17 protein-coding genes are annotated in these 23,039 nt (G+C 29.3%); 7 read left to right on the top strand and 10 right to left on the bottom strand.

The features are described from left to right. Positions 1-48: 48 nt before the first annotated feature. From GPX08_RS13455 to GPX08_RS13425, 7 genes are all read right to left on the bottom strand, one after another. Positions 49-1,467, bottom strand: coding sequence for a spore cortex-lytic protein (locus GPX08_RS13455; RefSeq protein WP_156627318.1), 1,419 nt, complete (start codon positions 1,465-1,467; stop codon positions 49-51). Positions 1,468-1,543: 76 nt separating this feature from the next. After that, positions 1,544-5,173 (bottom strand): S8 family serine peptidase, encoded by a 3,630-nt coding sequence (locus GPX08_RS13450; protein WP_156627317.1) that lies wholly within the window; start codon positions 5,171-5,173, stop codon positions 1,544-1,546. 328 nt (positions 5,174-5,501) lie between these two features. Beyond that, positions 5,502-6,194, bottom strand: coding sequence for a helix-turn-helix domain-containing protein (locus GPX08_RS13445; protein WP_156627316.1), 693 nt, complete (start codon positions 6,192-6,194; stop codon positions 5,502-5,504). A gap of 3 nt (positions 6,195-6,197) precedes the next feature. Beyond that, positions 6,198-6,563, bottom strand: a complete 366-nt coding sequence (locus GPX08_RS13440) for a DUF3783 domain-containing protein (protein ID WP_156627315.1) — start codon at positions 6,561-6,563, stop codon at positions 6,198-6,200. A gap of 42 nt (positions 6,564-6,605) precedes the next feature. Continuing rightward, positions 6,606-7,130: a peptidylprolyl isomerase gene (locus GPX08_RS13435; protein WP_156627314.1), complete on the bottom strand. Its 525-nt coding sequence runs from the start codon at positions 7,128-7,130 to the stop codon at positions 6,606-6,608. Positions 7,131-7,444: 314 nt separating this feature from the next. Then, entirely contained in the window at positions 7,445-7,714 is a 270-nt protein-coding gene (locus tag GPX08_RS13430; RefSeq protein WP_156627313.1) for a DUF4325 domain-containing protein, read from the bottom strand. Between the two features lie 272 nt (positions 7,715-7,986). After that, on the bottom strand, positions 7,987-8,760 hold the full coding sequence (locus tag GPX08_RS13425; protein ID WP_156627312.1) for a glutamate racemase: 774 nt from the start codon (positions 8,758-8,760) through the stop codon (positions 7,987-7,989). 369 nt (positions 8,761-9,129) lie between these two features. Between GPX08_RS13425 and GPX08_RS13420 the strand changes: the two genes are divergently transcribed. The 5 genes from GPX08_RS13420 to GPX08_RS13400 all read left to right on the top strand — a co-directional run bounded on the left by GPX08_RS13420 (position 9,130) and on the right by GPX08_RS13400 (position 15,386). After that, positions 9,130-10,758 carry a DNA mismatch repair protein MutS gene (locus GPX08_RS13420; protein ID WP_156627311.1) on the top strand — a complete coding sequence of 543 codons (1,629 nt, stop codon included), beginning with the start codon at positions 9,130-9,132 and terminating at the stop codon, positions 10,756-10,758. A 337-nt stretch (positions 10,759-11,095) separates the two neighbouring features. Beyond that, entirely contained in the window at positions 11,096-12,991 is a 1,896-nt protein-coding gene (locus tag GPX08_RS13415; RefSeq protein WP_156627310.1) for a glutamine synthetase, read from the top strand. 210 nt (positions 12,992-13,201) lie between these two features. Next, positions 13,202-13,462: a hypothetical protein gene (locus GPX08_RS13410; protein ID WP_156627309.1), complete on the top strand. Its 261-nt coding sequence runs from the start codon at positions 13,202-13,204 to the stop codon at positions 13,460-13,462. 68 nt (positions 13,463-13,530) lie between these two features. Next, positions 13,531-13,968 carry a GNAT family N-acetyltransferase gene (locus tag GPX08_RS13405; protein ID WP_156627308.1) on the top strand — a complete coding sequence of 146 codons (438 nt, stop codon included), beginning with the start codon at positions 13,531-13,533 and terminating at the stop codon, positions 13,966-13,968. A gap of 158 nt (positions 13,969-14,126) precedes the next feature. Beyond that, positions 14,127-15,386, top strand: coding sequence for a GHKL domain-containing protein (locus GPX08_RS13400; protein ID WP_156627307.1), 1,260 nt, complete (start codon positions 14,127-14,129; stop codon positions 15,384-15,386). 211 nt (positions 15,387-15,597) lie between these two features. Here GPX08_RS13400 and GPX08_RS13395 read toward each other — a convergent pair whose 3' ends face one another. The 3 genes from GPX08_RS13395 to carA all read right to left on the bottom strand — a co-directional run bounded on the left by GPX08_RS13395 (position 15,598) and on the right by carA (position 20,388). After that, positions 15,598-15,891 (bottom strand): hypothetical protein, encoded by a 294-nt coding sequence (locus GPX08_RS13395; RefSeq protein ID WP_156627306.1) that lies wholly within the window; start codon positions 15,889-15,891, stop codon positions 15,598-15,600. Positions 15,892-16,115: 224 nt separating this feature from the next. Next, complete coding sequence (gene carB / locus GPX08_RS13390; RefSeq protein WP_156627305.1) at positions 16,116-19,325, bottom strand: carbamoyl-phosphate synthase large subunit; 3,210 nt, start codon at positions 19,323-19,325, stop codon at positions 16,116-16,118. Positions 19,326-19,338: 13 nt separating this feature from the next. Beyond that, the gene (carA, locus tag GPX08_RS13385) at positions 19,339-20,388 is read right to left on the bottom strand and encodes a glutamine-hydrolyzing carbamoyl-phosphate synthase small subunit (protein ID WP_156627304.1); all 1,050 of its coding nucleotides are present in this window, start codon (positions 20,386-20,388) and stop codon (positions 19,339-19,341) included. Positions 20,389-21,102: 714 nt separating this feature from the next. On the opposite strand from carA, the gene GPX08_RS13380 reads away from it, so the two are divergent. Together GPX08_RS13380 and GPX08_RS13375 are read left to right on the top strand one after the other, a co-directional pair. Next, on the top strand, positions 21,103-21,834 hold the full coding sequence (locus GPX08_RS13380; RefSeq protein ID WP_156627303.1) for an ATP-binding cassette domain-containing protein: 732 nt from the start codon (positions 21,103-21,105) through the stop codon (positions 21,832-21,834). After that, on the top strand, positions 21,827-23,014 hold the full coding sequence (locus tag GPX08_RS13375) for an ABC transporter permease (protein WP_156627302.1): 1,188 nt from the start codon (positions 21,827-21,829) through the stop codon (positions 23,012-23,014). The genes GPX08_RS13380 and GPX08_RS13375 overlap by 8 nt, the downstream gene beginning before the upstream one ends. The last annotated feature ends 25 nt before the right edge of the window (positions 23,015-23,039 follow it).

Raw genomic sequence — 23,039 nt, 5'->3', positions numbered from 1 at the left:
TTATCGACAAAAAAATAGATGAATTGGAAAAATTCCAATTCATCTTTTTTATACCAAATCATCAAAATAATTAAATTTAGGGATTTTATTCTTATCATATCCTTCAAATGCCATTGGAGGTACAAATATTCTCTCTACAGAGTTTACTCCAACTCTATTTACACCTCTTAATTCTGCTATCCTAGTAACTCCTACATAAACATCAGATATCTTATACCAGGTTGCATAATCTACAATACCTGTTTTCGGTAAATTAAATACTCCTTGAAAAACACTAACCGCTTCTGCTGTCTTAGGTCCAAACACTCCATCCTGGGCTACTTTAGGAATCAATGGATAATTTTGAGATATCCTATTTAAATATTCTTGTATCGATCTCACTTCATTGCCTGATGAACCAATAGTCAAATCATATCCTGGAAAAGATTTTGGTATTCCCTTAACTTGCTCTGCTGTTACTAATTCAATGTCATTACCATAAAAATTAGTTAATATATCAAATGCACCTCTTCCTTGATCTCCTAGATACTTACTTCCCCATTGAGTCATCCATCCTGGACAAGTTACATTTTTACCATCACAATATTGTGTAAGAAGTGGCTGTTTTTTCCCTATTCTTCTTATATAAGTAGAAAATATATCATCTACAACGGCACTAATACTTTCAAATATATTTCTTCCATAAGTAAATGCATGGTCATATGCAGTCGAAGTAGTAATATCAAAATTCTTTCCTTTTCCTCTATACCATTCAGTGTATATTCTGTTTAAAGTAAATGAAATTATAGCATATACATTAGCTCTAATAGTGCTATCTGGCCAAGTTGAATAAATCTCGCATGATGCAACATTCTTTATATAATCCTTATAAGGAATATTATAATTTGCAGCTGATGTATTATTAGGCCCTCCATTATGGACTACTATAAATTCTGGAATAACTGGCTTTGGCAAAACTACTCCACTAGTAGGTGGTGGAAGTGGTTTATCCTCTTCTTCTGGAATCTTCGCTGGATAATTACCATTTAAAGTATTAGGCCCAATATTTATTATTTCATTAACATTTCCACTTGTAAAGTTAGATGGTGCATTTGCAGTATTAGGAGGAGTTTCTATTGTTTCCATCCTAGTTAAAATTCCAGAACTCTCTATAAGGTTACATTGCTGAATTGATAATTCTCCCGGAAATACTTGACACCTATTTATTAAAATACTCTGAAAGCCCTCCCTTTCAACTAATATATCATACATACTGTAGGGAACTTGTCCTGTAGGTTGTTGAGAATACGCTAATGGTGGAGCATCTAACTCTATTATTTGGGATTCTCCCATAGTATCCGTTGATAATACAATTGTTTGAGAAATTGATCCTTCAGCAGATGGTCTTATAGTTATTTTAGTTTTATCTACCGGTATATAACTATCGCCTAAAAAGCACTGTACTTTTAAACTTCCTTTATCAGCCATATATTACTCCTTTAATTATTTTTCTATATATACTATATGTTTGCTAGTATGATTTTGTTCAAACATATTAATGCCTTTATATCTCATTAGGCTTTCTAATAAATAGTTCTCCTACCATATATTCTTCATTAAATCTTGTCTGAGTAACTCCCCCAGATAAATTTTCCCTAATAGCATCAAATACACCCTTCATATTTAACATTCCATATCCCCACTGCTCATTAGGATATATATCTCCTGCTCTCATAGTTGCTCCTCTAATAAGATAGGTTCTCATCTCTGTTGAGTATAACCTTGGATAATTCCCATCAACTATCCCCCATTGAAGAATTTGGGCACAACACCCAGCTGTTACAGCTGTTGAAACAGATGATCCACTTATAGTTTTTACTGTTCCCCCCGGAGTTGTTACTTTTGCATTTATTCCTCCTGCAGCGATATCAGGTTTTATTCTGCCATCCCTAGTGAACCCTCGACCTGATTGTCCTACAGTTGAATTATTAACTTGATTATAAAATGATGGGATTATTGCAGATCTTGCGGTGCTTGGTACAGTTAATGTTACATATTGGCTAGGACTTAAGAACTTAGTATCATTATCTAGTAAACTTCTTTGAGGTAGCCAACTCCAATATCTCCCGTCTACTATATAGTCACCATAAAGCCTAAATTGCCATATTCCTTCCTTTAGCCCTCTTGCTTCTATATTAATTACCTCATCTCCAGTAACTAAATCTGGATATAAATAAGCAATTCTCATCTTCGTTCCTTCATAGATAAAGCTTATATTTTCTACTTTATTTAATCTTACAGGAATTTTATCAACTACTTCTCCTGATGGGGAAACAACTCCAATAGAAACCTTATCTGGTTGTTGTATATATATTTGAAAGTTTAAATCTTTCTGACCCTTTCCTATTCTAACTTCTATATTTTTTATCTCTCCAGGTTTTTCAAACCTTCCTTCTGTATGGGTATCTGTATCACCCTCATTACCAGTACCTGTTACTGATATAAGCCCCACCCTTGTACTTGTAGAGTCTAAAGTTACTTCTATGCTATTTGTACCATCATGAGCTCCGATATTACTTCCTAATGGTACACAAATTACCATTGGTCTATTTAGTTCAGATGCCATTCTAGCTAAATATCTTACTGCAAAATAAAGTTCTACAGTTGTATATCTTCCAGTACCTGGAGTGCTTACCCCAGCAAAATCCAATATTACTTGAGGTGATTGCTTTAATTTCACAACTACAAAATCACAATCTGGAGCTGCTCCTATTACTTCTGGATTAATCCCCCTAGCCCCAACTATACTTGCAACTGATGTTCCATGCCCAACTTCATCTTTGCTATTTACTATAGTATATGGATCTTCTCCTCTTTTAGATGCTTGTATGGCTTCATTAATTTGGGTTTCATTATATTCTACTCCTAGCTTTACTCCCAATACTTCCTTGTTGCCTTCTATACTCTGATCCCATATTCTTAAAATCCTAGTTGTTTCATCTTCCCTCATAAATTCCTTATTTAAATAATCTATACCTGTATCAACTATTCCAACTATAACTCCTCTTCCATTTAACTGAAGTAAGGGATTATTATGAAAAAGAGTGGCTCCACTAGCCTCAACAGGTGTAATTTGCTCTAAAGTATAAATTACAGGTATTTCTATTGATGTAATATCTCTAACATAGGGTTCTATTTCCAATACTTTATTAAAAGGTATCATTACAATAGCAAAGTTATTATCAATTACAGTCACAGATGCTCCCGGTATATTATTAATTTTAAGTAAATCCTCTAGTGATGTATATTCTACAAAAAAACCAACAACTTCATTATATTTGTCTATGTCTCTAATTAAACTTGTCTGAAAATAACGATATAGACTACTTCGCCCTTTCACTGGTGAGATTTCAGGTTGATTTTCTACTCTGTTTTGATTATTATTATTCAAATTACTATCCTCCCTTCTTGGAGTGACTATTCCTATATTTTTAATTAAATTTTCTATGGCTGAGCTTAAACATACTTCCCCATACCCCCAACTTGGATCAGGATAAACTACGTCTGTTCTAGATCTCCTAGCACCTATTACTAAATAATACTTTAGCCGCTGACCATATAAGTAGGGATCGTTATTCATTAATATTCCCCACTCCATCATTAATCCAGCTATTCCCGATACATGTGGAGTTGCCATAGATGTCCCAGTTTTAGTATCAAAGCTTCTATTTGGAGCAACAGATGTTATATTCTCCCCAGGCGCTACTAAATCTGGCCTTATAGGTTGATATATTGTTGGCCTCCCTCTTCCGCTAAAAGATGAAATTGTGTTCGTTTGATAATTATAACTTCCAACAGCAATAACATTAGTTACTGTTGCAGGAATTCCTAAAGTATTTAATACTGTTGGCTGCAAGAATTTTGTTCTAGTATTTAATCCTTCAGAGATAGGCAGCCACATATCAAAAACTCCACTATATTGGTTTACTAAACTTATATCTATTTCCCATTGACCTGCAGCTATATATTGAGTATTAGTGTTTATTGCAATTGATATTTCTCCAATAATATCAAAAGGTTTCGGCCCTGTATAATAAACCTGATATATATCAGTTCCTATAAGGCCTTGAAAATATCCTTCTCTAATGAGTACATCTCCACTCGTTGCTCCTGTAGGACTTATAATTCTTATTGATATTTCTGATAAAACTGGTTTATATAGATTAAGTACTAGATAGCTTTCATCTTCTGCTACATTTATTGATATTTTATTTGTTCTATTTAGCTCTCCACCAATATGATGTGCTGCATCTCCCTCATTTCCAGCTGCTATTACTATAGTTACCCTCTCTAAAATAGATGTAGTTGAAATATATTGTTCTAATAAACTAGTTCCATTATGAGCTCCATCATTAGTACTTAAGCTAATATTAATTACTAAAGGCTTATCTAGTTCCTTTCCAGCGTCTATTAGAAATTTTATTCCTTTCATAATATTAGTACTGAGAGCAAATCTACCTCTTGTAGACTTAACCATTGCAATAGAGCTTTTAGGAGCTACTCCATAATAAGATGTATTTATTCTTCCACCTGCACATGCAATACCAGCTACATGAGTCCCATGTCCATTAGTGTCAATTGAAGGCACAACTGAATATGGATCAGGATTTTGAAGGGCTAAATTAATAGTCTCCCTATTATAAATATTTCCACCACTACTTAAGTCATAAATATAATCTATTCTTGTAGTTCCATCATCATTTCTAAAAGCTGGATGGGTAAAATCTATTCCGGTATCTATAAATCCTATTAATATCCCTTCCCCTTGGATATTGTAAGTATCTCTAGCATAAGGTACACAAGCTGCTCTATTACTTTCAGAATCAGTAGTAAAAAGACTCTTTGGTAACTCTATATATTGAATGTATTTACTATTTGCAAGAGATACAAGATTTTTAACAGGTATTGTTATTATGCTATATCCAAATCCCAAGTCTTCATATTTACCATTTAGTCCTTCTACTAATGCCTTGACATCAGCAGGGGCACTTCCAGATAAAGCTACTACCTCAATCGTATTGTCCTCATTAGATGTTAATCCAAAATTTATTCCTAACTTCCCTAATAAATTCTTTGGGGTATTTTGAATGAGGCCAAGAGAAGAATTAATCTTGGTTGATGTTGTATTTTCCATATCAATCACCTCACAAAAGCCATTTATATCAATATATGAAAAGTAAGCTTATGGTGAGAAAAATATTCTTTAGTTATAAAAATAAGATAGGTAATAATTGATGTCTGAACATAGATTTATAATCTATAGCTGAAATTTATCCACAATAAAAGTAAAGAGTACTCCTATTTATCAACAGAAGTACTCTTTATTTTATTAATTTTAAACAAATTATTTTCTAAATAATTATATTCCCCTCCTAAAATAGGACTTTATACACTGATTACTAACTTATTTTAAAATTAAAGGCTGTTGATAATTTATCAACAGCCTATTTATCTATAATATTTTATAGTTTTATTTCTAATCTTTCTAACTTAGCTATTACTTTTATTTCATTTAAATTTACAGTTTCAGTTAAAAGACTTCCACCATTACTAACTAATAAAGCTTTTGAATTTCCTAATAGCTTTACTTGTCTTATAGCTCTTTTTTCATTATATTCAACCAGGAATATACCATTATTACTAGCTTCCTTAGATAATGAAGCAAAAGCTAAATCTCCCTTTAACATTCTAAAGCCAGACATTTCATCATCTTGAACTTCTAAATACAACACTTTATCCTGTGCAAAACCCTCTATTTTATTAGAGTGAATTGGAAGTTCCTTATAGCCTTTATTATTTTTAAGTGAATAATCATAGATAGGCACATTCTTTAGTACTGATGAAAATGCATTAGTCCAAACTTCCTCTTCCTTACCAAGACTTTTTGGGGACTTATTAGACTTAAAGGAATTTGTATCCTTTATAGTTTTTCTTTCCTCTTGTAAGGCCTCATCTGTTACTACCATACTAACATCATTTAAATCAGTCTTTAATATTTTTGAAACTTTCTCGATAAAAGCCTCATTAGCTATTCTTCTTCCAAGTTCAACTTCATTTATAAACTTTTCTGCAACTCCAAGTTTTTTTGCTAAAGCTTTTTGACCTAAACCACTTTTAAGTCTAGCTTCCTTTATCTTGTCACCAACCCTACTCAAAGCTTATCTTCCTTTCTGATTCTTCAAATACCATTCTCTTTCTTCAACTAAATGCTCTACTAGATAACTAAACTTCCACTCTATTGAAGTTGGAGTAACTACAGCAAATATTCCACCTTTAAATCTTTTTCTAATATCTGATATTATTAAGCTTATTTCTTCATCTGAAAAGCCATTAAATAGAATAACTGTTTCGTTAACTATGTTATTAGTTACTGTTTCAAATCTTAACCCTTCTAAAATATCAGAAATTTTCATTTCTGTCATTTCGCTTGAAACCTCTATAACCTTAAGTCCTTTTTCCTTTAGAATATTTATCTCCTCTAAAGGAGCATTAAACACTAATATATTCTTATTTCCGCTAAGCATAATTCCACTCCCATAAATTATTTTAATCTCTATATACCCTTATTATCTTGATACCTTCTCTGGTTCATCATAAGTTTCTCCAAAAGTATCTACAGTAACCTTTATCATCTTTTGATCTTCAAAAGGCTTATCATTATAATCTCTTTGAGATTTAACTATTCCATCTGCTACTTCCATACCTTCAATAACCTTACCAAATGCAGCATATTGATTATCTAGATGTGGTGAATCTTGTACCATAATAAAGAATTGACTTCCTGCTGAATCATGAACCATAGTTCTTGCCATTGAAAGAACTCCTCTAGAATGTTTTAAATCATTTTTAAATCCATTTCTAGTAAATTCACCTTTGATGCTATATCCAGGGCCTCCCATTCCATTACCATCTGGGCATCCCCCTTGAATCATAAAGCCTGGAATTACTCTGTGGAATATTACTCCATCATAAAACCCCTTGTTTATTAAACTAATAAAATTCTTAACTGTATTAGGAGCTACTTCTGGATATAATTCAGCTTTTATAACTCCCCCATTTTCCATATTTATTGTTACTATCGGATTTTTCATAATAGTCTCCTTTCAAAATAAATCTCCTCTTATTATTGTCATATTTATTCATATAAATTCATTTTAATAATAAGTTTTCTCTTATGGTAATTATATCTTATTTATAGACATTTTCATATATATAATTTATTTAACGAAAAAATGGATGCATTAATACTTAGTACACCCATTATAATAAATTATCTTTTAGTAAAAATAGCACTAATAAGGCATAAATAGCTGTACAAGACGTTAATCTTTACATATTATAAACAACTATTTATACCTTATTATATTTTCATGTCATTATTATTTTTCAACTAGATAAATCTCCTTTATTGAAAGGTAGTACCTAAAACAACTCTTGAATAGTCTGTATAATTTGATAAATTTTTAACATTAATTTGCTTAAAAACGAACTCTCTTCCAAAACTATTAATTAAATCCCCTAATAGTAAATTTAAAAAAGTAGTTGGAACTCTTCTAAATCCTTCGAAGTCTAAAGTTACACCAACATTTAAGCTATTTCTAATCATCTCTCTTAGAAGTATAGCATCCTCAATAGTTACATCTTCTCCTAATATATTTGTAATCTTAATTTCCATAAACGTTACCCCCAAAAGTTTTATTTATTTAAATATTCTGAAAATTTATTCTTTAATATAATATATCAAGTTATATCTTTTTTGTCAACATTTTAACAAGAGTTTAAAAATTATTTCTAAATTTAATACTTTAATAAAACATCAGATTATATAATTTAGCATTTAACTAAAAAAAACTCCCTTAGGAGTTTTTTAGTTAATTCATTTTGATTATTTTAGAAAATTATTAAAATGATTGTATATTTTTAATTAAATTCTTCTTAAATTAGCTTCTATATTTCTAGTAGCTTATAACTTAAATCTATTACATCTTTTTTATTTAAAGAATTAATAATTTCTATCTTCCCTATTTCACTAGATTCCCTCAATAATTCTTTTTCACTTAATCTTCTTTTTAGCTCTTTTGCTGTACCTAATCCACCATCTATAATTATTGTATCTTCTTCAACTATTTTAGATAATACAGGCTCTATAAATGGGTAATGAGTACACCCTAATACTATAGATGATATTTTTCCCTTTTTATATGTATTTACCTTATCTAATAAATACTGCTCTACCTCTTCCCCCTGAAGCTTTCCTTCTTCTATAAATTCCATAAGCCCAGGGCAAGGTACAGGTATTATATCTGCTCTATCTTCATATTTCTTCATCAATCTATTAAACTTTTCTTCTTTTAAAGTCATAGGCGTAGCCATAATTAATATACTTCCATCACTATTACACTCAACAGCTGGCTTTAATGCTGGCTCAATACCTACTAAAGGTAACTCGGGGTACATCTTTCTTAAGTCTGCAACTGCTGCACTAGTAGCTGTGTTACAAGCTATAGCAATGCCCTTAACACCTTTATTTAATAAAAACTCAACAGCCTTAAATGTTAACTCCCTAACTTCTTCTGCACTTTTAATTCCATATGGAGCATTTTTAGAATCTCCAAAATATATATAATCCTCATTAGGCATTATTTTTAAAGCTTCCCTCATTACACTTAATCCACCTACGCCTGAATCAAAAAAACCTATTGGCCTATTCTTATTGTCCAATTATCTCACTCCATTTTCTTTAATTCTACTTTTTATTTTATACCTTTATCTAGTATAAATCCATAAATTTATTAAAGTATTATGTTCCAATTAACTATTTACTCATTACAACTCATATAGATTTATTTATTTCTTATATGTTATAATTAATAGAAATATATTACATATTAATTATTTAATAACATTCACTTCATTACTATATCATAAATGCTTTTTTACATAAACTTTGGAGGTTTTCTATGAAAAAAAAATTTATCTTTTTATAAAGTATCCACACTAATTTCAGTAATTTTAGCAGGGCTTGTAATCTATATAACCTTTAAAATTGGACCTTCAATAGGAGGACGTGCTTATCAGATAGGTATTGCATTGTTTATTTTAATAGTTATTGTAGCTTCTCAATTGTTTGATAAGTCTAAAAGATTGCAAGAAGTAGAGTACTTAATATCTTCTTGGCCAGAAGCCTATGATAATAAGTTTGACTTTGAAAAAATTCATAAATTCTATTATGAATATGGACCAGAAATTTTAAAAGAAAAGAATTACTACAATATAGATGATCAAACTGCTGATGATTTAAATCTAGATGAAGTCCTTAAGGAAATAAGTATATGCTCCTCAACTCCTGGAGAGCAAATGTTATATTATATTTTAAGAACACCTAAGATTGCTAAAGATTATCTTGAAAAGAGAAATGAAATAATTAATCTTTTAAATGACGATCCTTCTTTGCGTGGTCATATTCAACAAATACTCTCCAATTTAGGAAGACAAAGAAAGGGAGAGATATTTAATTTATTTAATACTGATGCTGTAGTTAATAAAGGAAAGGTCTTATTATATAACATACTTGCTATATCTTCAGCTATTGCTTTAGTTTGCTTTTTACTGTTTGGAGCCAACCAAATCCCTACTTTCTTTTTTATATTTGCTATATATATGTTTATCTCAATGAGAAGTGCTGCAGAAATAGAATATGAATTATCTTCACTTCAATACTTAGGAAATTTCATTAGAGCTGCAAAAGATCTTTCTAAAATTGATAATCCAATTTTAAATGATTATGTTTCAGCTATTAAAGAAAAAGTGGCTCCACTATCAAAGATAGACTCTAAGACAAAATTTATATATTCCCAAAGTGAATTAGATATTTTTATAGAAACAATAAATGCATTATTTTTAACTAGAATAAGATCTTATTATTCAGTTATAAACATTATTAAAGAAAATAGACAAAATTTAATTGAGTTATATTCTTTAGTTGGGACTATGGAGGCATATATTTCTGTTGCTTCCTTTAGAGATAGAATTCCAAACTATTGCTTACCTGAATTTATTAATAATAATGATAAAACTCTAATTGTAGAAAATATCAATCACCCTTTGCTAGAAGATGGGGTACCTAATAGTATTTCCCTTACAAATCAAGGAGTAATATTAACAGGTTCAAATATGTCTGGTAAATCTACATTTATGAGGACTATAGCTATAAATATACTTATGTCTCAGACTATATATACAAGCTATTGTGATAAATATAAAGCATCTTTCTTTAGGGTTATGTCTTCTTTAAGTCTTTCAGATAATATTTTATCTGGTGCTAGCTATTATTTAGAAGAATGTAAATCAGTTCTTAGAATACTTAATTCATTAGAGGAAGAAGTACCAGCCTTTTGTATAATTGATGAAATATTTAAAGGTACTAATCCTATCGAAAGAATTGCAGCATCTAAGGAAATACTAAAGTACATTATGGCTAGAAATGCTATATCAATAGTAGCTACTCATGATTTAGAATTAGCTGAAAACTGTAATGAGAAATACTTGCGCTACTACTTCTGCGAAGATATAGATGAAGAAGAAGGATTAGTTTTTGATTATAAGCTAAAAGAAGGAATATGTAATACAGGAAATGCTTTAAAATTATTATCATATTTAGGTTATCCTGAAGATATATTATCAAATTCACTTAAATCAATTTCAAATAAAAAAATATAGTTAGAGGATGTATCAAATTTTATAATAAACTTTGATGCATCCTTATTTAAAGGTTAAATATTTAATACTTGCTTTAAATTAATATTATATTTTGTTAAAAAGTGTACACATATATTATTTAATTACTTTTAAGCATATATTATTATAAAAAAATAATTTCCAAAAGAATAAAAAAATACTAATTTAATTATTGACATCACACCTCAATATATAATAGAATTTCTTTATAAATTATTTATTATTACGAATATTATACCGTCCGTTCTATTTAAATATTCGATTATACACAGAAAGGAAGTGAATTTTTTCTTGCTATTTTCGGCAAGAAAACTTTTTTATGAAAGATTTAATTTATACAATTCCCAAATCACTACATAATAAAGAAGATTTATTTAAAGTTTTTACTGATCATCCTGAAATAAAGTTTGTATCTATCGTAGGTATAGATTTATCAGGTAATGATACTGACGAAAAAATTCCTGCAAAATTATTTTTAGATGATATAGATTCATTCTTAAATGGTGTTGCTATTCAAACAGATGGATCATCAGTTGTGCTTCCTGGAATAGCTACATTAAATGATGCAAAAGTAGATATGATAGCAGATATAAATGCTAATTGGTTTGTTGATTATAACTATGATCATATAGATTTTACTACAAACAAACCTATTGGTACTCTTAGAATCCCTTCATTTTTAATTCACAACAATAAACCTGTATGTTCAAGAAACCTTCTTAACTCATCCATTAAGACATTCAAGTCAACTCTTTTAGATATATTCAAGAATAATCCTAATACATTAAAGCCATTTAATATAACATTTGATGATATAGATGAAATAGTAACTACATCAGCAACAGAACTAGAATTTTGGGTTAAGACACCTAATGAACAAGCTCATATAGAGGAATTATCTACATCTGAGGTTATGCAAGAACAATATTGGACAAGAACTAAAGGAGTAGTTAGAACAGCTCTAGAAGAAACTCTTATGTTAATGGAGGCTTATGGCTTTGAACCTGAAATGGGTCACAAAGAAGTTGGTGGAGTTAAATCTCAATTAGATAGTAATGGACAATTCAATCATATAATGGAACAACTTGAAATAGATTGGAAATATTCAGATGCTGTACAAGCTGCTGATAACGAAATTTTCGTTAAGATACTTACTCAGGAAACATTTAGAAGACATGGATTAGATGTTTCTTTTAAAGCTAAACCTATTGATGGTGTAGCTGGATCAGGAATGCATGTGCATCTTGGAGTTAGTTTAAAGCTTAAGAACGGAAAGAGAATTAACTTATTCCATGCTACAAAGGAAGATTTCTTAAGCACTATAGGTTATGGAGCTATAATGGGAATCTTAAAAAACTACGAAGTAATGAATCCATTTATTTCTTCTACTAATGGAGCATTTAAGAGATTAAAACCAGGTTTTGAGGCACCTATTTGTATAGTAACTTCTCTTGGTATGTCTCCTGATAATCCATCAAGAAATAGAACTATACTTGTTGGATTAATTAGAGATTTAATAAATCCAATGGCTACAAGATTTGAACTTAGATCTCCAAATCCACATTCTAACATATACTTAGCAATATCAGTTTCTTATATGGCTATGTTAGATGGAATAATTTACGCTCTTGAGAATAATAAAACTGAAGAAGAGTTATTAGCTGAATTATCTAAGAAGCCAGGTGAAGATGCAGACTACCTAGAAAAGTCTAGAGCTTACAGAACTGAAGAAGATGTATTTGAGTTCTTCACTGATGAAGAAAGAGATGAGTACTTCGGTAAGGCTCCTGCTACAGTTTATGAAAACTTAATTCAATTAGATAAATATCCTGAAAAGTTAGAAGTCTTAAGAAGAAATGATGTATTTAGTGACAGCATTATAAACAGCTTTAAGTTAGCTATAACTCAAAGATGGACAACTGATATCATTCATAGAATAATTTTAAATCATGCAGCTGAAGTAAGAAGCTTTAAACAACTTCATTCAGTAAATGCTTTAGACTTAGATATATCTAACTGGATGACTATCAATAATCTAAGACATTATATAATGAAGGATACTTATACTACTAAGAGTTTATTCACTCGCACTAAAGAAGCAATCTCAAATAAAGATTATGCTTTAGCATCTAACTTGCTTCTTGAATTAGAAGATAGTATGAAGAAATTAAGAGATCTTTATAGTAATTACACTAAGAATTTACTAGATATTTAATAAAGAATCCTAATTATATTAATATAATTAAATTAAAAAAGGCACAATAGTGCCTTTTTTATTTTTTCCTATAAAATATACCCTAGACCTATCCTAGAAAACACTTTTTGTAAATAGTAGAATTTAAGATCAATCTATATGGTAATATATAGAAAATAATGCTAAAATAGTATATTAGCATTATTTTTATATAATTGAGGTGAAAGTTTAATGATAGCTCTATGGAATAGAAAGGAGATTTATTACGGTTTCTCTTTAGAACAATTTTCTAATATTAGAAGTATTCTATCTCAAAATAGAATTAGATATGATGTTAGAACAATAAGCAGGACATCCTCTAAGTCCTTAGGAAGTACAAGAGGATTTATTGGTAGTTTCGGAGAAAACCCTAATTTAGCTTATGAATACTATATTTATGTCCATAAAGATGACTATTCTAAAGCTCTAGTAGCAATTAACTCTAATAAATAAACTAAATCAATATAAAAATTGCTATCTTACTTATTATTTAATAGAATTTATTTTATCGGAGGTAATAAATGGAACAAGTAAAAATAGAAATAAAAGAATTATTAGAAGAAAATCAATGGAAAGATGCTTTTAAAGTAGTAAATCAGCTAAGAACAGATTTGGATGAAAACAAGTATCTTCAACTTGTAAAATCAATTCATAATGATGGGTATAGGATGATTTCATTACTAGAAAATAATGAAATTGTTGCTATTATAGGTTTTACTATATGCACAAACCTTCATTCAGGTAAACATATTTGGGTTGATGATTTAATAACAGATAAAAATAAAAGGTCTAAAGGTTATGGAGAAAAACTTCTTTCTTATGTTGAAAATATAGGTAGAGAGAATGACTGTGAAATAATATCTCTATCTTCCGGTTTACAGAGAACAAGAGCACATAAATTTTATGAAGAAAAGATGCAATTTAATAAAACTAGTTATCTTTTTAAGAAAAATCTTTAATCATTTCACAATTATTCTAAAAAAAGAATTATTTATTCAAATTTTAATATATTTTGGTAAAACTAGTATAATTTTATAGAAGTATATATCTAGTTATTGTATAATGTGGTTGTACTTAATATATATTGAAATATGTACAGATAAAGGAATGAAATAATATGTACGCAGGATTAATTGATACAATAAACACTATTTTACAAAGCATTATGTTTATTGTTTCAGCAAATTATTGTGTTAAAAATGAATATAAAAAAGATAAAGTACCACTATTTATATCTATAATTATAATGTGGATTGTAATGACATTCATAACTAAGTTAATAGGCAACTCTAGCTTGGCAATAATAACAATTCATATATTTCAATTAACTCTTATAATGTTATTACTTTATAGAAGTGATAAGCTCGGTTCACTTATAGGATTTAGTATAGTTTACTTAATAATAGGTATAAATGTAATTGTGTCCTTTTCCCTATTTATCTTCTTAATTAATAACACAAATATGGATATAACCTATGCAAATATAGTAGTAATGTATATTCCTCAATTTATAATTTCATATTTAGTTTTAAGAAATATGAAATTTATTTATAAGATTAATTTAATTATTAAATCAAGAATCTCATCCACACTTACTTTAATCATTACAACATTAGTATTAGATTTTGTAATATCATTTTTATTCATATACAATGCTAAAGATAACCCACTATTTAAACAAATAATTTTTATTTTCCTTGGACTCTTCTTAATCTCTATAACTCTTTACTTTGCTGGTATATATAAAAAATCAAACGAAATACATAGGTTAAATAGAGAATTAGAAAAGAAGGTAAATGAACTAAAAAAAATAAAACATGATTACGGTTCTCAAATTTCATATTTATATGGAGCTTATTTAATGGAGAACTATGAAAAATTAGGAGACTTACTTAAAGGAATAATAGCTGGAAATGATATATCTTCTCATGTTAAAGTCTTATCATCAGAAACATCTATTATATCTCAAATAGTAAATTCAACTGATTTAAAAGATGTTAATGTTCTAATAGATGAGAATGCTAATTTAGAAAGTATAACTATAGGAGAGCTAGAACTTCAAAAAGTAATTTCTAATATTATTAGAAATTCTATAGAAGCCTTAAATGGACGTGGATTACTAATGATTAAAAGTTATTATAGTTATAATCATTTAATAATTGATATACAAAATAATGGTCCAAAAATAAATGATAAGATTATTGATAAGATTTTTGATGAAGGGTTTTCTACTAAGAAAAATAAGCATGGAGATAATGGTTTTGGATTGCATATAGTTAAAGAAATAATTAGTAATAATGATGGAAGTATTTATGTAGATAGTAATCATGATTTAACTACATTTACTATAAAGCTACCTTATACATTGGATAATTAAAACTTTAGCTGATAATAATTAAGATTATATTGAGTTAATATGGGGGTAGTCATGAGGTATATTAAAAATAATTTCTTTGATATACACTATTACGATGAATTATCAGATTCAAATTTAAAAAATATTATTATGGAACATGAAATATCCTACAAATTTTTCGAGGTTTTTTTCAATAGAAAAATAAAGGCTCAGGGGTGACCGAGCCTTTATTTTATATCCATGCTGGAATATGTATTTTATCACTATTAATAAGTGAAATGTTGTCTTCTATTCTTCTTCTTTTACTAATTATGTTTCTTTTCTTTATAGAGTTTTTACTTATAAACTCTTCAGCTTCTTTTAAACTATTTGCCTTAAATATAAATGTCCATCCATTCTTATCGTATTTTCCTGTGCAAATCATATATTTATTATTATCATAATCTCTATGTTGTCTATCTATTATTAAGCTCTTAAATTCTCCAATTGTTTCGTAATTTAATTTTACAAAAATATCATTATTCATTATAAACCCTCCAACCAAACATAAGTTCTATAATTATATTAACCGAACACACGTTCAAAGTCAATACTTTTGGTAAATTTTATTTTTATAATTACTTCCATAATACAGAAAGTAAAAATAAGGATACCTTTTTAATATAATGATAAAAAAAGGAGTTCAGATAAGTATCCGAACTCCCCTTTTATCAATTACTAATTTTATTATCCCCTAAATAAAGAGTTTTTCTATTCTGCTGCAATATCATATACTTCTAAGTCTTTTCCTTCAATACCTAGAGACTTCACTTCTGCAATAGCTCTTAGTGTATCTAAAGCTGTTATTACACCGATATTTCTCTCTACAGCAGCTCTTCTTATTATAAATCCATCTCTCTTAGAGTCATTTCCCTTAGTTGGAGTATTAACTACTAAGTCAACTTCTTTATTCTTAATTACATCTAAGATATTTGGTGCATCTTCATGCAACTTTCTAACTACTTCAACTTCAATATCAGCTTCTCTTAAAAGCTTAGCTGTTCCTTCTGTTGCAACAAACTTGTAACCAGTACTTGCTAACATCTTAGCTATTGGTAAGAATTCTTGTTTATCATGCTTCTTAATAGTTGCTAATATCTTACCTTTCTTATTTGAAGGATACATACTTCCCCCTACAAAGCCTTTGAATAAAGCTTCCTGAATATTTCTACCTACGCCTAAAACTTCTCCTGTAGACTTCATTTCAGGTCCTAAAGATACTTCAACCTTTGGAAGCTTTTGAGTTGAGAATACTGGAACTTTAACAGATACTAATTCTGGCTCCTTGTATATATCTACTCCATAGCCTAAATCTTTTAACTTATGTCCAAGCATTACCTTTGTAGCTAGATCTACTATTGGAACTTTACTTACCTTACTTATATAAGGAACAGTTCTTGAAGCTCTTGGGTTAACTTCTATTATATAAAGCTCGCCTTCAAACTCTATAAATTGAATGTTTATCATTCCCTTTATTCCTATGGCTACTGCTAATTTCTTAGTATAATCTAATACCTTTTCTTTGATTTCCTTGCTTATATTTTGGCTAGGATACATAGTAACTGAGTCCCCTGAGTGAACTCCAGCTCTTTCTAGATGTTCCATAACTCCTGGAATTAATATTTCTTCTCCATCAGATATAGCATCTACTTCTATTTCTCTACCCATTAAATATTTATCTACTAATATTGGATTCTTATTATCCTTCGCAAAAGCATTCTTTAAGTAGTACTTTAACTCATCTTCATCATGAGTTATTTCCATACCTTGTCCCCCTAAAACGTATGAAGGCCTAACTAATACTGGGAAGCCTAATCTTCTAGCCTCTTCTAAACCTTCCTCTATATTCCAAACCCCTTTACCTTTTGGTCTATCGATCCCTAGATTCTCTAATAATTCATCAAACTTTTCTCTATCTTCAGCCATATCTATTTGGTCTGCAGTAGTTCCTAAAGTCTTTATCCCCTTTTCCTTTAAGAAGTTTGCAAGCTTAATAGCTGTTTGACCACCAAATTGAAGTATTACTCCATCTGGATTTTCTTTTTCAATTATATTTAGTACATCTTCTTCTGTTAATGGTTCGAAGTATAATTTATCAGAAATATTAAAGTCTGTACTTACTGTTTCTGGGTTATTATTTACTATTATAGTTTCTATACCCATCTTCTTTAATGATTTTACGCAGTGAACTGAAGCATAGTCAAACTCAATACCTTGTCCTATTCTAATTGGACCTGATCCTATAACTATTACTTTCTTATTATCAGATACTTCTACTTCATCATATTGCTCATAAGTTGAGTAGTAGTATGGTGATAAAGCTTCAAATTCTCCTCCACAAGTATCAACCATCTTATATGCAGGTTTAATATTCCATATAGTTCTTAGTCTATAGACGTCTTCCGGACTAACTCTAAGCATATCTGCTATAGCCTTATCTGAGAATCCTTTTTTCTTTAAGTTTAATAACCATTCTTTATCTAAATCTTCTATTTTGCTTAACTTTAATCTAGTTTCTTCATGAATTATCCATTTGAACTTTTCTAAGAAGAATATATCTATTCCAGTTATCTTAGCAATACTTTCTATTCTATAATCTCTTCTAATCATTTCAGCTAAAGCAAATAATCTTTCATCATCTGGTTTAACTACTATTGATTTTAATTCTTGAATACTTAATTCCTTAAACTTTGGATGATCTAAAGAGTATTTTCCTATTTCTAAACTTCTTATACCCTTTAATAGTGCAGCTTCTAGGTTTGCTCCTATAGCCATTATTTCTCCTGTTGCCATCATCTTAGTTCCTAAAGCTCTATCTGCTGTAAAGAACTTATCAAAAGGCCACTTTGGAATCTTAACTACTACATAGTCTAAAGTTGGTTCAAAACAAGCGTAAGTCTTTTGAGTTACTGCATTTTTAATTTCATCTAATCCATATCCTAAAGCTATCTTTGCTGCAAGTTTAGCTATTGGATAACCAGTTGCCTTAGATGCTAAAGCTGAGGATCTTGAAACTCTTGGATTAATTTCTATTACTGCATATTCAAATGAATTTGGATTTAATGCAAATTGTACGTTACATCCACCTTCAATACCTACAGCATTTATTATATTTATTGCTGAAGTTCTAAGCATTTGATATTCTTTATCTGATAATGTTTGTGATGGAGCTACAACTATACTATCTCCTGTATGGATACCAACTGGATCTATATTTTCCATATTACATACAGTTATACAGTTTCCATAAGAGTCCCTCATTACTTCGTACTCTACTTCTTTCCATCCCTTAACTGACTTTTCTAATAAAACTTGTCCTATTGTACTTAACTGTAATCCTGAAGCTAATATTTCTCTAAGCTCTGCTTCATTATCAGCTATTCCACCACCAGTTCCTCCTAGTGTGTAAGCTGGTCTAACTATTACTGGATAACCTATTTCATTTGCATACTTAATTCCAGCTTCCATTTCAGTTATTATTTCACTTTGAATAACTGGTTCATTTATTCTATTCATCATATTTCTGAAGAGCTCTCTATCTTCACCTTCCTTAATAGATTGAATAGATGTTCCAATAACTTTTACATTATATTTATCTAATATACCAGCTTCATATAATTCAACAGCTAGGTTAAGTCCTGTTTGGCCACCCATTCCTGTAATCATACTATCTGGCTTTTCCTTAGCTATTACTTTTTCTAAAAATTCTACTGTTAATGGTTCTATATATATTTTATCTGCAACTTCTGCATCAGTCATGATAGTTGCTGGATTTGAATTAACTAATACTACTTCTATTCCTTCTTCTTTTAAGGCTTGGCAAGCTTGAGTTCCTGAATAATCAAACTCTGCTGCTTGTCCTATTACTATTGGACCTGATCCTATAACTAAAACTTTTTTAATATCTTTATTTAACGGCATATCCTAACCCCTCCTATAGTGCATACTTTAAAAACTTATCAAATATATACTCGCTATCCTTTGGACCTGCTGCAGCCTCTGGATGGAATTGAACTGAGAAAATTGGAAGAGTACTATGCTTCATACCTTCTATAGTTCCATCATTTATATTTATATGTGTTGCTACTACATCATTAGGTAATGTTTCAACTACATATCCATGATTTTGTGATGTTATATGAACTTTGTTTTCTTCTAAGTCTTTAACTGGATGATTACATCCTCTATGTCCGAATTTTAACTTTGTAGTTGTTCCACCTAGAGTTAATGCTAATAGTTGGTGTCCTAAGCATATTCCTACTATAGGTTTCTTTCCTACTAAATTCTTTATATTTTCTATAACTTCTCCTAAATCTTCTGGATCTCCAGGTCCATTAGATAGGAATACTAAGTCTGGATTTACTTCTAAAACTTCTTCTGCTGTAACATTCATTGGGAATACTGTTAATTTACATCCTCTAGCCTTAAAGTTTCTTATTATATTTTCTTTAATTCCAAAGTCAATTATTGCAACATGTTTTCCAGTACCTTCGATAGTATATTTCTCTTTAGTACTAACCTTACTTACTGCATCCTTGTTAGAAAATCCTTCTATTCTTTCCTTAACATCTTCTAATGAAACTTCTTCTAAACTAATCATACCTTTCATAGTTCCATGGTTTCTTAAAACCTTAGTTAATGCTCTAGTGTCAATTCCTTCTAAACCTATTATCTTATTTTGCTTTAAATAATTTTCAAGATCCATTTCACATCTAAAGTTGTTTGGGAAATTACAATTTTCCCTTACTATAAAGCCTTTAACCTTAGGTGTCTTAGATTCCATATCTTCTAAATTTATTCCATAATTACCTATTAAAGGGTAAGTCATTGTTACTATTTGTCCATAATATGATGGGTCAGTTAAAACCTCTTGATAGCCTGTCATTCCTGTAGTAAATACTACTTCACCTATACTATCTTTTAGGTATCCAAAGGCTTTACCTTCAAAAATCATGCCATTCTCTAATATTAGCTTTGCTTTCATATTTAGCCCTCCTTAAATTAAATATATTTAGCTAAAAATACACTTCATAAAAGCCTACTTATCTAAAACAAAAGGATACTAAGGAGATAACAAATTATAGTTTTCTCCCTACTATCCTTATATATTTAATATCAGTATTAGAAAAGGTCCTTACTGACATAGCTATGCAATTATTTTGTGAATTTAAATATAACATACTGGTATACTCCCTTTCTGGCCTCACAGGACCAATTTAAAGTGTACTTTTTAACTTGATATAATTTATAAATTTCTTAATCTATTGATAATATTCTATATTTTATCTAATTATATGTCAAGAAATTTTACATTTATATTTATGCATAGTTTTTGCTAAGTTTTGATCCTAATTTTCTATTTTAATATTAAAATAATAAATAAATATAAAATCTATTTTTATATTTATTAAACCGTACCACTGATATTAGGTTTAAGATAGTAGTCTTAACATTTTTATTCTCTACTATCTATAATACACTATACAACTAAATAAATATACATATTTTTTGAATAATTATTCCAACATTGCATAATTATTTATTTTTAATCTATATAAATTTTCCAACAATTAATTCAATATATGGAAATTTAGTTTATAATTATATTGAAAATATAATTATTTAGTATTATAATCTTGTATATAATAACTCTTATAGAGTTTTATTATACTATTAAATGTTTAAGGGGGACGCTTTTATGCTAAAGTTGAACAATCTTTGCAAAAGCTTTAAAAAAACAAAAGTAGTAGACAATCTATCCTTCACTGTAGATAAAGGTGAAATTGTTGGACTACTTGGGGAGAATGGAGCCGGTAAGACAACTACTCTTAGAATGATTTCTACAATGTTAGAAATAACAGATGGAGAAATTAAAGTAAATGACATTGATGTAAAGTCAGAACCAGAAAAAGTTAGAAAAGAAATTGGTATTCTTTTCGGAGGAGATGTAGGTTTATACGATAGATTAAGTGGTAGAGAAAACATTAGATACTTTGCTAATCTTTATGGTATGAACAACAAAGAAGCAAACGAAAGAATTGATGAACTAGCAAAAAACTTTAATATGGAAGACTATATTGATAAGCCTGTAGGAAAGTATTCTAGAGGTATGAAACAAAAGATATCTATAGCTAGATCTATAGTGCATAATCCATCAGTAATGTTATTTGATGAACCAACAACAGGTTTAGATGTTAGTGCCGCTAGGATTGTGCAAGACTTCATATTAAAATGTAAGGCAGAAAATAAAATTATTTTATTCTCTAGCCACTCAATGAAGGAAGTAGAAAAACTTTGTGAAAGAGCTGTAATAATTCATAAAGGTAAACTTATTGAAGATTGTACATTAAGTCATTTAAAAGAAAAGTATGGAAATGATGACTTAGAAGAAACATTCTTAAAGCTAATAGGAGGTAATTCAAATGAGTAATTTTATAACTGTCTTAAAAAAGGAATTATTAGATATTGTAAGAGATAGAAAAACTCTAGTATTTACATTAATACTTCCGATACTTATTTATCCTCTTATGTTTAAGTTTATGTCTTCTTCAATGGAAAAGGCTCAAACTGATATAGAAAAAGAAATAAACATATATATAGAAGGGGATACTGATTCCCTAATGGCTAAAACTATTACTGCTCTAGAAAATGTTAAAACTCCTGAGGTTGAATCTCCAACTGAAGCATTAAAAAATGGAGATATACAACTTATAATTAATATTCCAGAAAACTTTGATGAAAATATAGCTGCTGGTAAAAATGACACCATAGATCTATTAATTGATGAAGAATCAAATAAGTCTATGATAGCTAGTAGTTTTGTAAATGATATTTATGATAATTATAAGAATACTATTGTTGAGCAAAGATTAACTGCTAACGGAATAGATCCATCTATTCTTAAACCTTTTGAAGTAAATGTTAAATCAGGAATAAATGCTGATAATGAGAATGTGAATGGTGTTGCATCAATGCTTCTTACTATGATACCAACATTAATAGTTATCCTTATGGTTTCTTCCACTGTTGGTATGGCTGCTGATCTTGGAGCAGGTGAAAAAGAAAGATTTACTTTTGAACCACTACTTTCAACTTCAGCTAAAAGATACTCCTTACTTTGGGGTAAGGTAACAGCTCTTTGCACGGTATCATTTATAGCATTAATTGCAAACTTAGCTGCTATGGTATTCTCAATGCAGAAATTTATGAGCTTTGGCGAAGGTAATATTGAATTTAACTTAGAACCTGCAACAATTTTAGGTATGCTAGTAGTTGGATGCTTAGTTTTAGTTACTTTATCAGCATTACAAATTTCAGTAAGTATCTATGCAAGATCAACTAAAGAAGCAAATTCATACTTAGCTGCAATAACAATGCCTACTATGATTTTATCCTTCTTACCATATATGATGGATGCAAAAGGAATAAATCCTGCTTTCTTTAATATACCTATAACTAATGCAATTTGCTTAATGAAGGAATTCACAGTTGGAATATTTGATGTTAAGCATATAGCTATAGTAGTTGGATGGCATTTAGTATATATAGTTGCTTCAATTATGTTTGCTAAATTTATGTTCTCTAGAGAAGAAGTTATCTTTAGAAATTAAGAAGTAAGATAAAATAAGTAAAAAG

It is taken from the genome of Clostridium tertium, from assembly GCF_902652255.1.
GTDB lineage: Bacteria > Bacillota > Clostridia > Clostridiales > Clostridiaceae > Clostridium > Clostridium tertium_A.
Note: the sequence above shows the minus strand (reverse complement) of the source record. Positions and strands in the feature narration are given on the sequence as shown.

Coding starts and splice junctions, on each gene's coding strand:
- GPX08_RS13455 (WP_156627318.1), bottom strand. CDS start 1,467: ATGGCTGATAAAGGAAGTTTAAAAGTACAGTGCTTTTTAGGCGATAGT.
- GPX08_RS13450 (WP_156627317.1), bottom strand. CDS start 5,173: ATGGAAAATACAACATCAACCAAGATTAATTCTTCTCTTGGCCTCATT.
- GPX08_RS13440 (WP_156627315.1), bottom strand. CDS start 6,563: ATGCTTAGCGGAAATAAGAATATATTAGTGTTTAATGCTCCTTTAGAG.
- GPX08_RS13435 (WP_156627314.1), bottom strand. CDS start 7,130: ATGAAAAATCCGATAGTAACAATAAATATGGAAAATGGGGGAGTTATA.
- GPX08_RS13430 (WP_156627313.1), bottom strand. CDS start 7,714: ATGGAAATTAAGATTACAAATATATTAGGAGAAGATGTAACTATTGAG.
- GPX08_RS13415 (WP_156627310.1), top strand. CDS start 11,096: ATGAAAGATTTAATTTATACAATTCCCAAATCACTACATAATAAAGAA.
- GPX08_RS13410 (WP_156627309.1), top strand. CDS start 13,202: ATGATAGCTCTATGGAATAGAAAGGAGATTTATTACGGTTTCTCTTTA.
- GPX08_RS13405 (WP_156627308.1), top strand. CDS start 13,531: ATGGAACAAGTAAAAATAGAAATAAAAGAATTATTAGAAGAAAATCAA.
- GPX08_RS13400 (WP_156627307.1), top strand. CDS start 14,127: ATGTACGCAGGATTAATTGATACAATAAACACTATTTTACAAAGCATT.
- GPX08_RS13395 (WP_156627306.1), bottom strand. CDS start 15,891: ATGAATAATGATATTTTTGTAAAATTAAATTACGAAACAATTGGAGAA.
- carB (WP_156627305.1), bottom strand. CDS start 19,325: ATGCCGTTAAATAAAGATATTAAAAAAGTTTTAGTTATAGGATCAGGT.
- carA (WP_156627304.1), bottom strand. CDS start 20,388: ATGAAAGCAAAGCTAATATTAGAGAATGGCATGATTTTTGAAGGTAAA.
- GPX08_RS13380 (WP_156627303.1), top strand. CDS start 21,103: ATGCTAAAGTTGAACAATCTTTGCAAAAGCTTTAAAAAAACAAAAGTA.
- GPX08_RS13375 (WP_156627302.1), top strand. CDS start 21,827: ATGAGTAATTTTATAACTGTCTTAAAAAAGGAATTATTAGATATTGTA.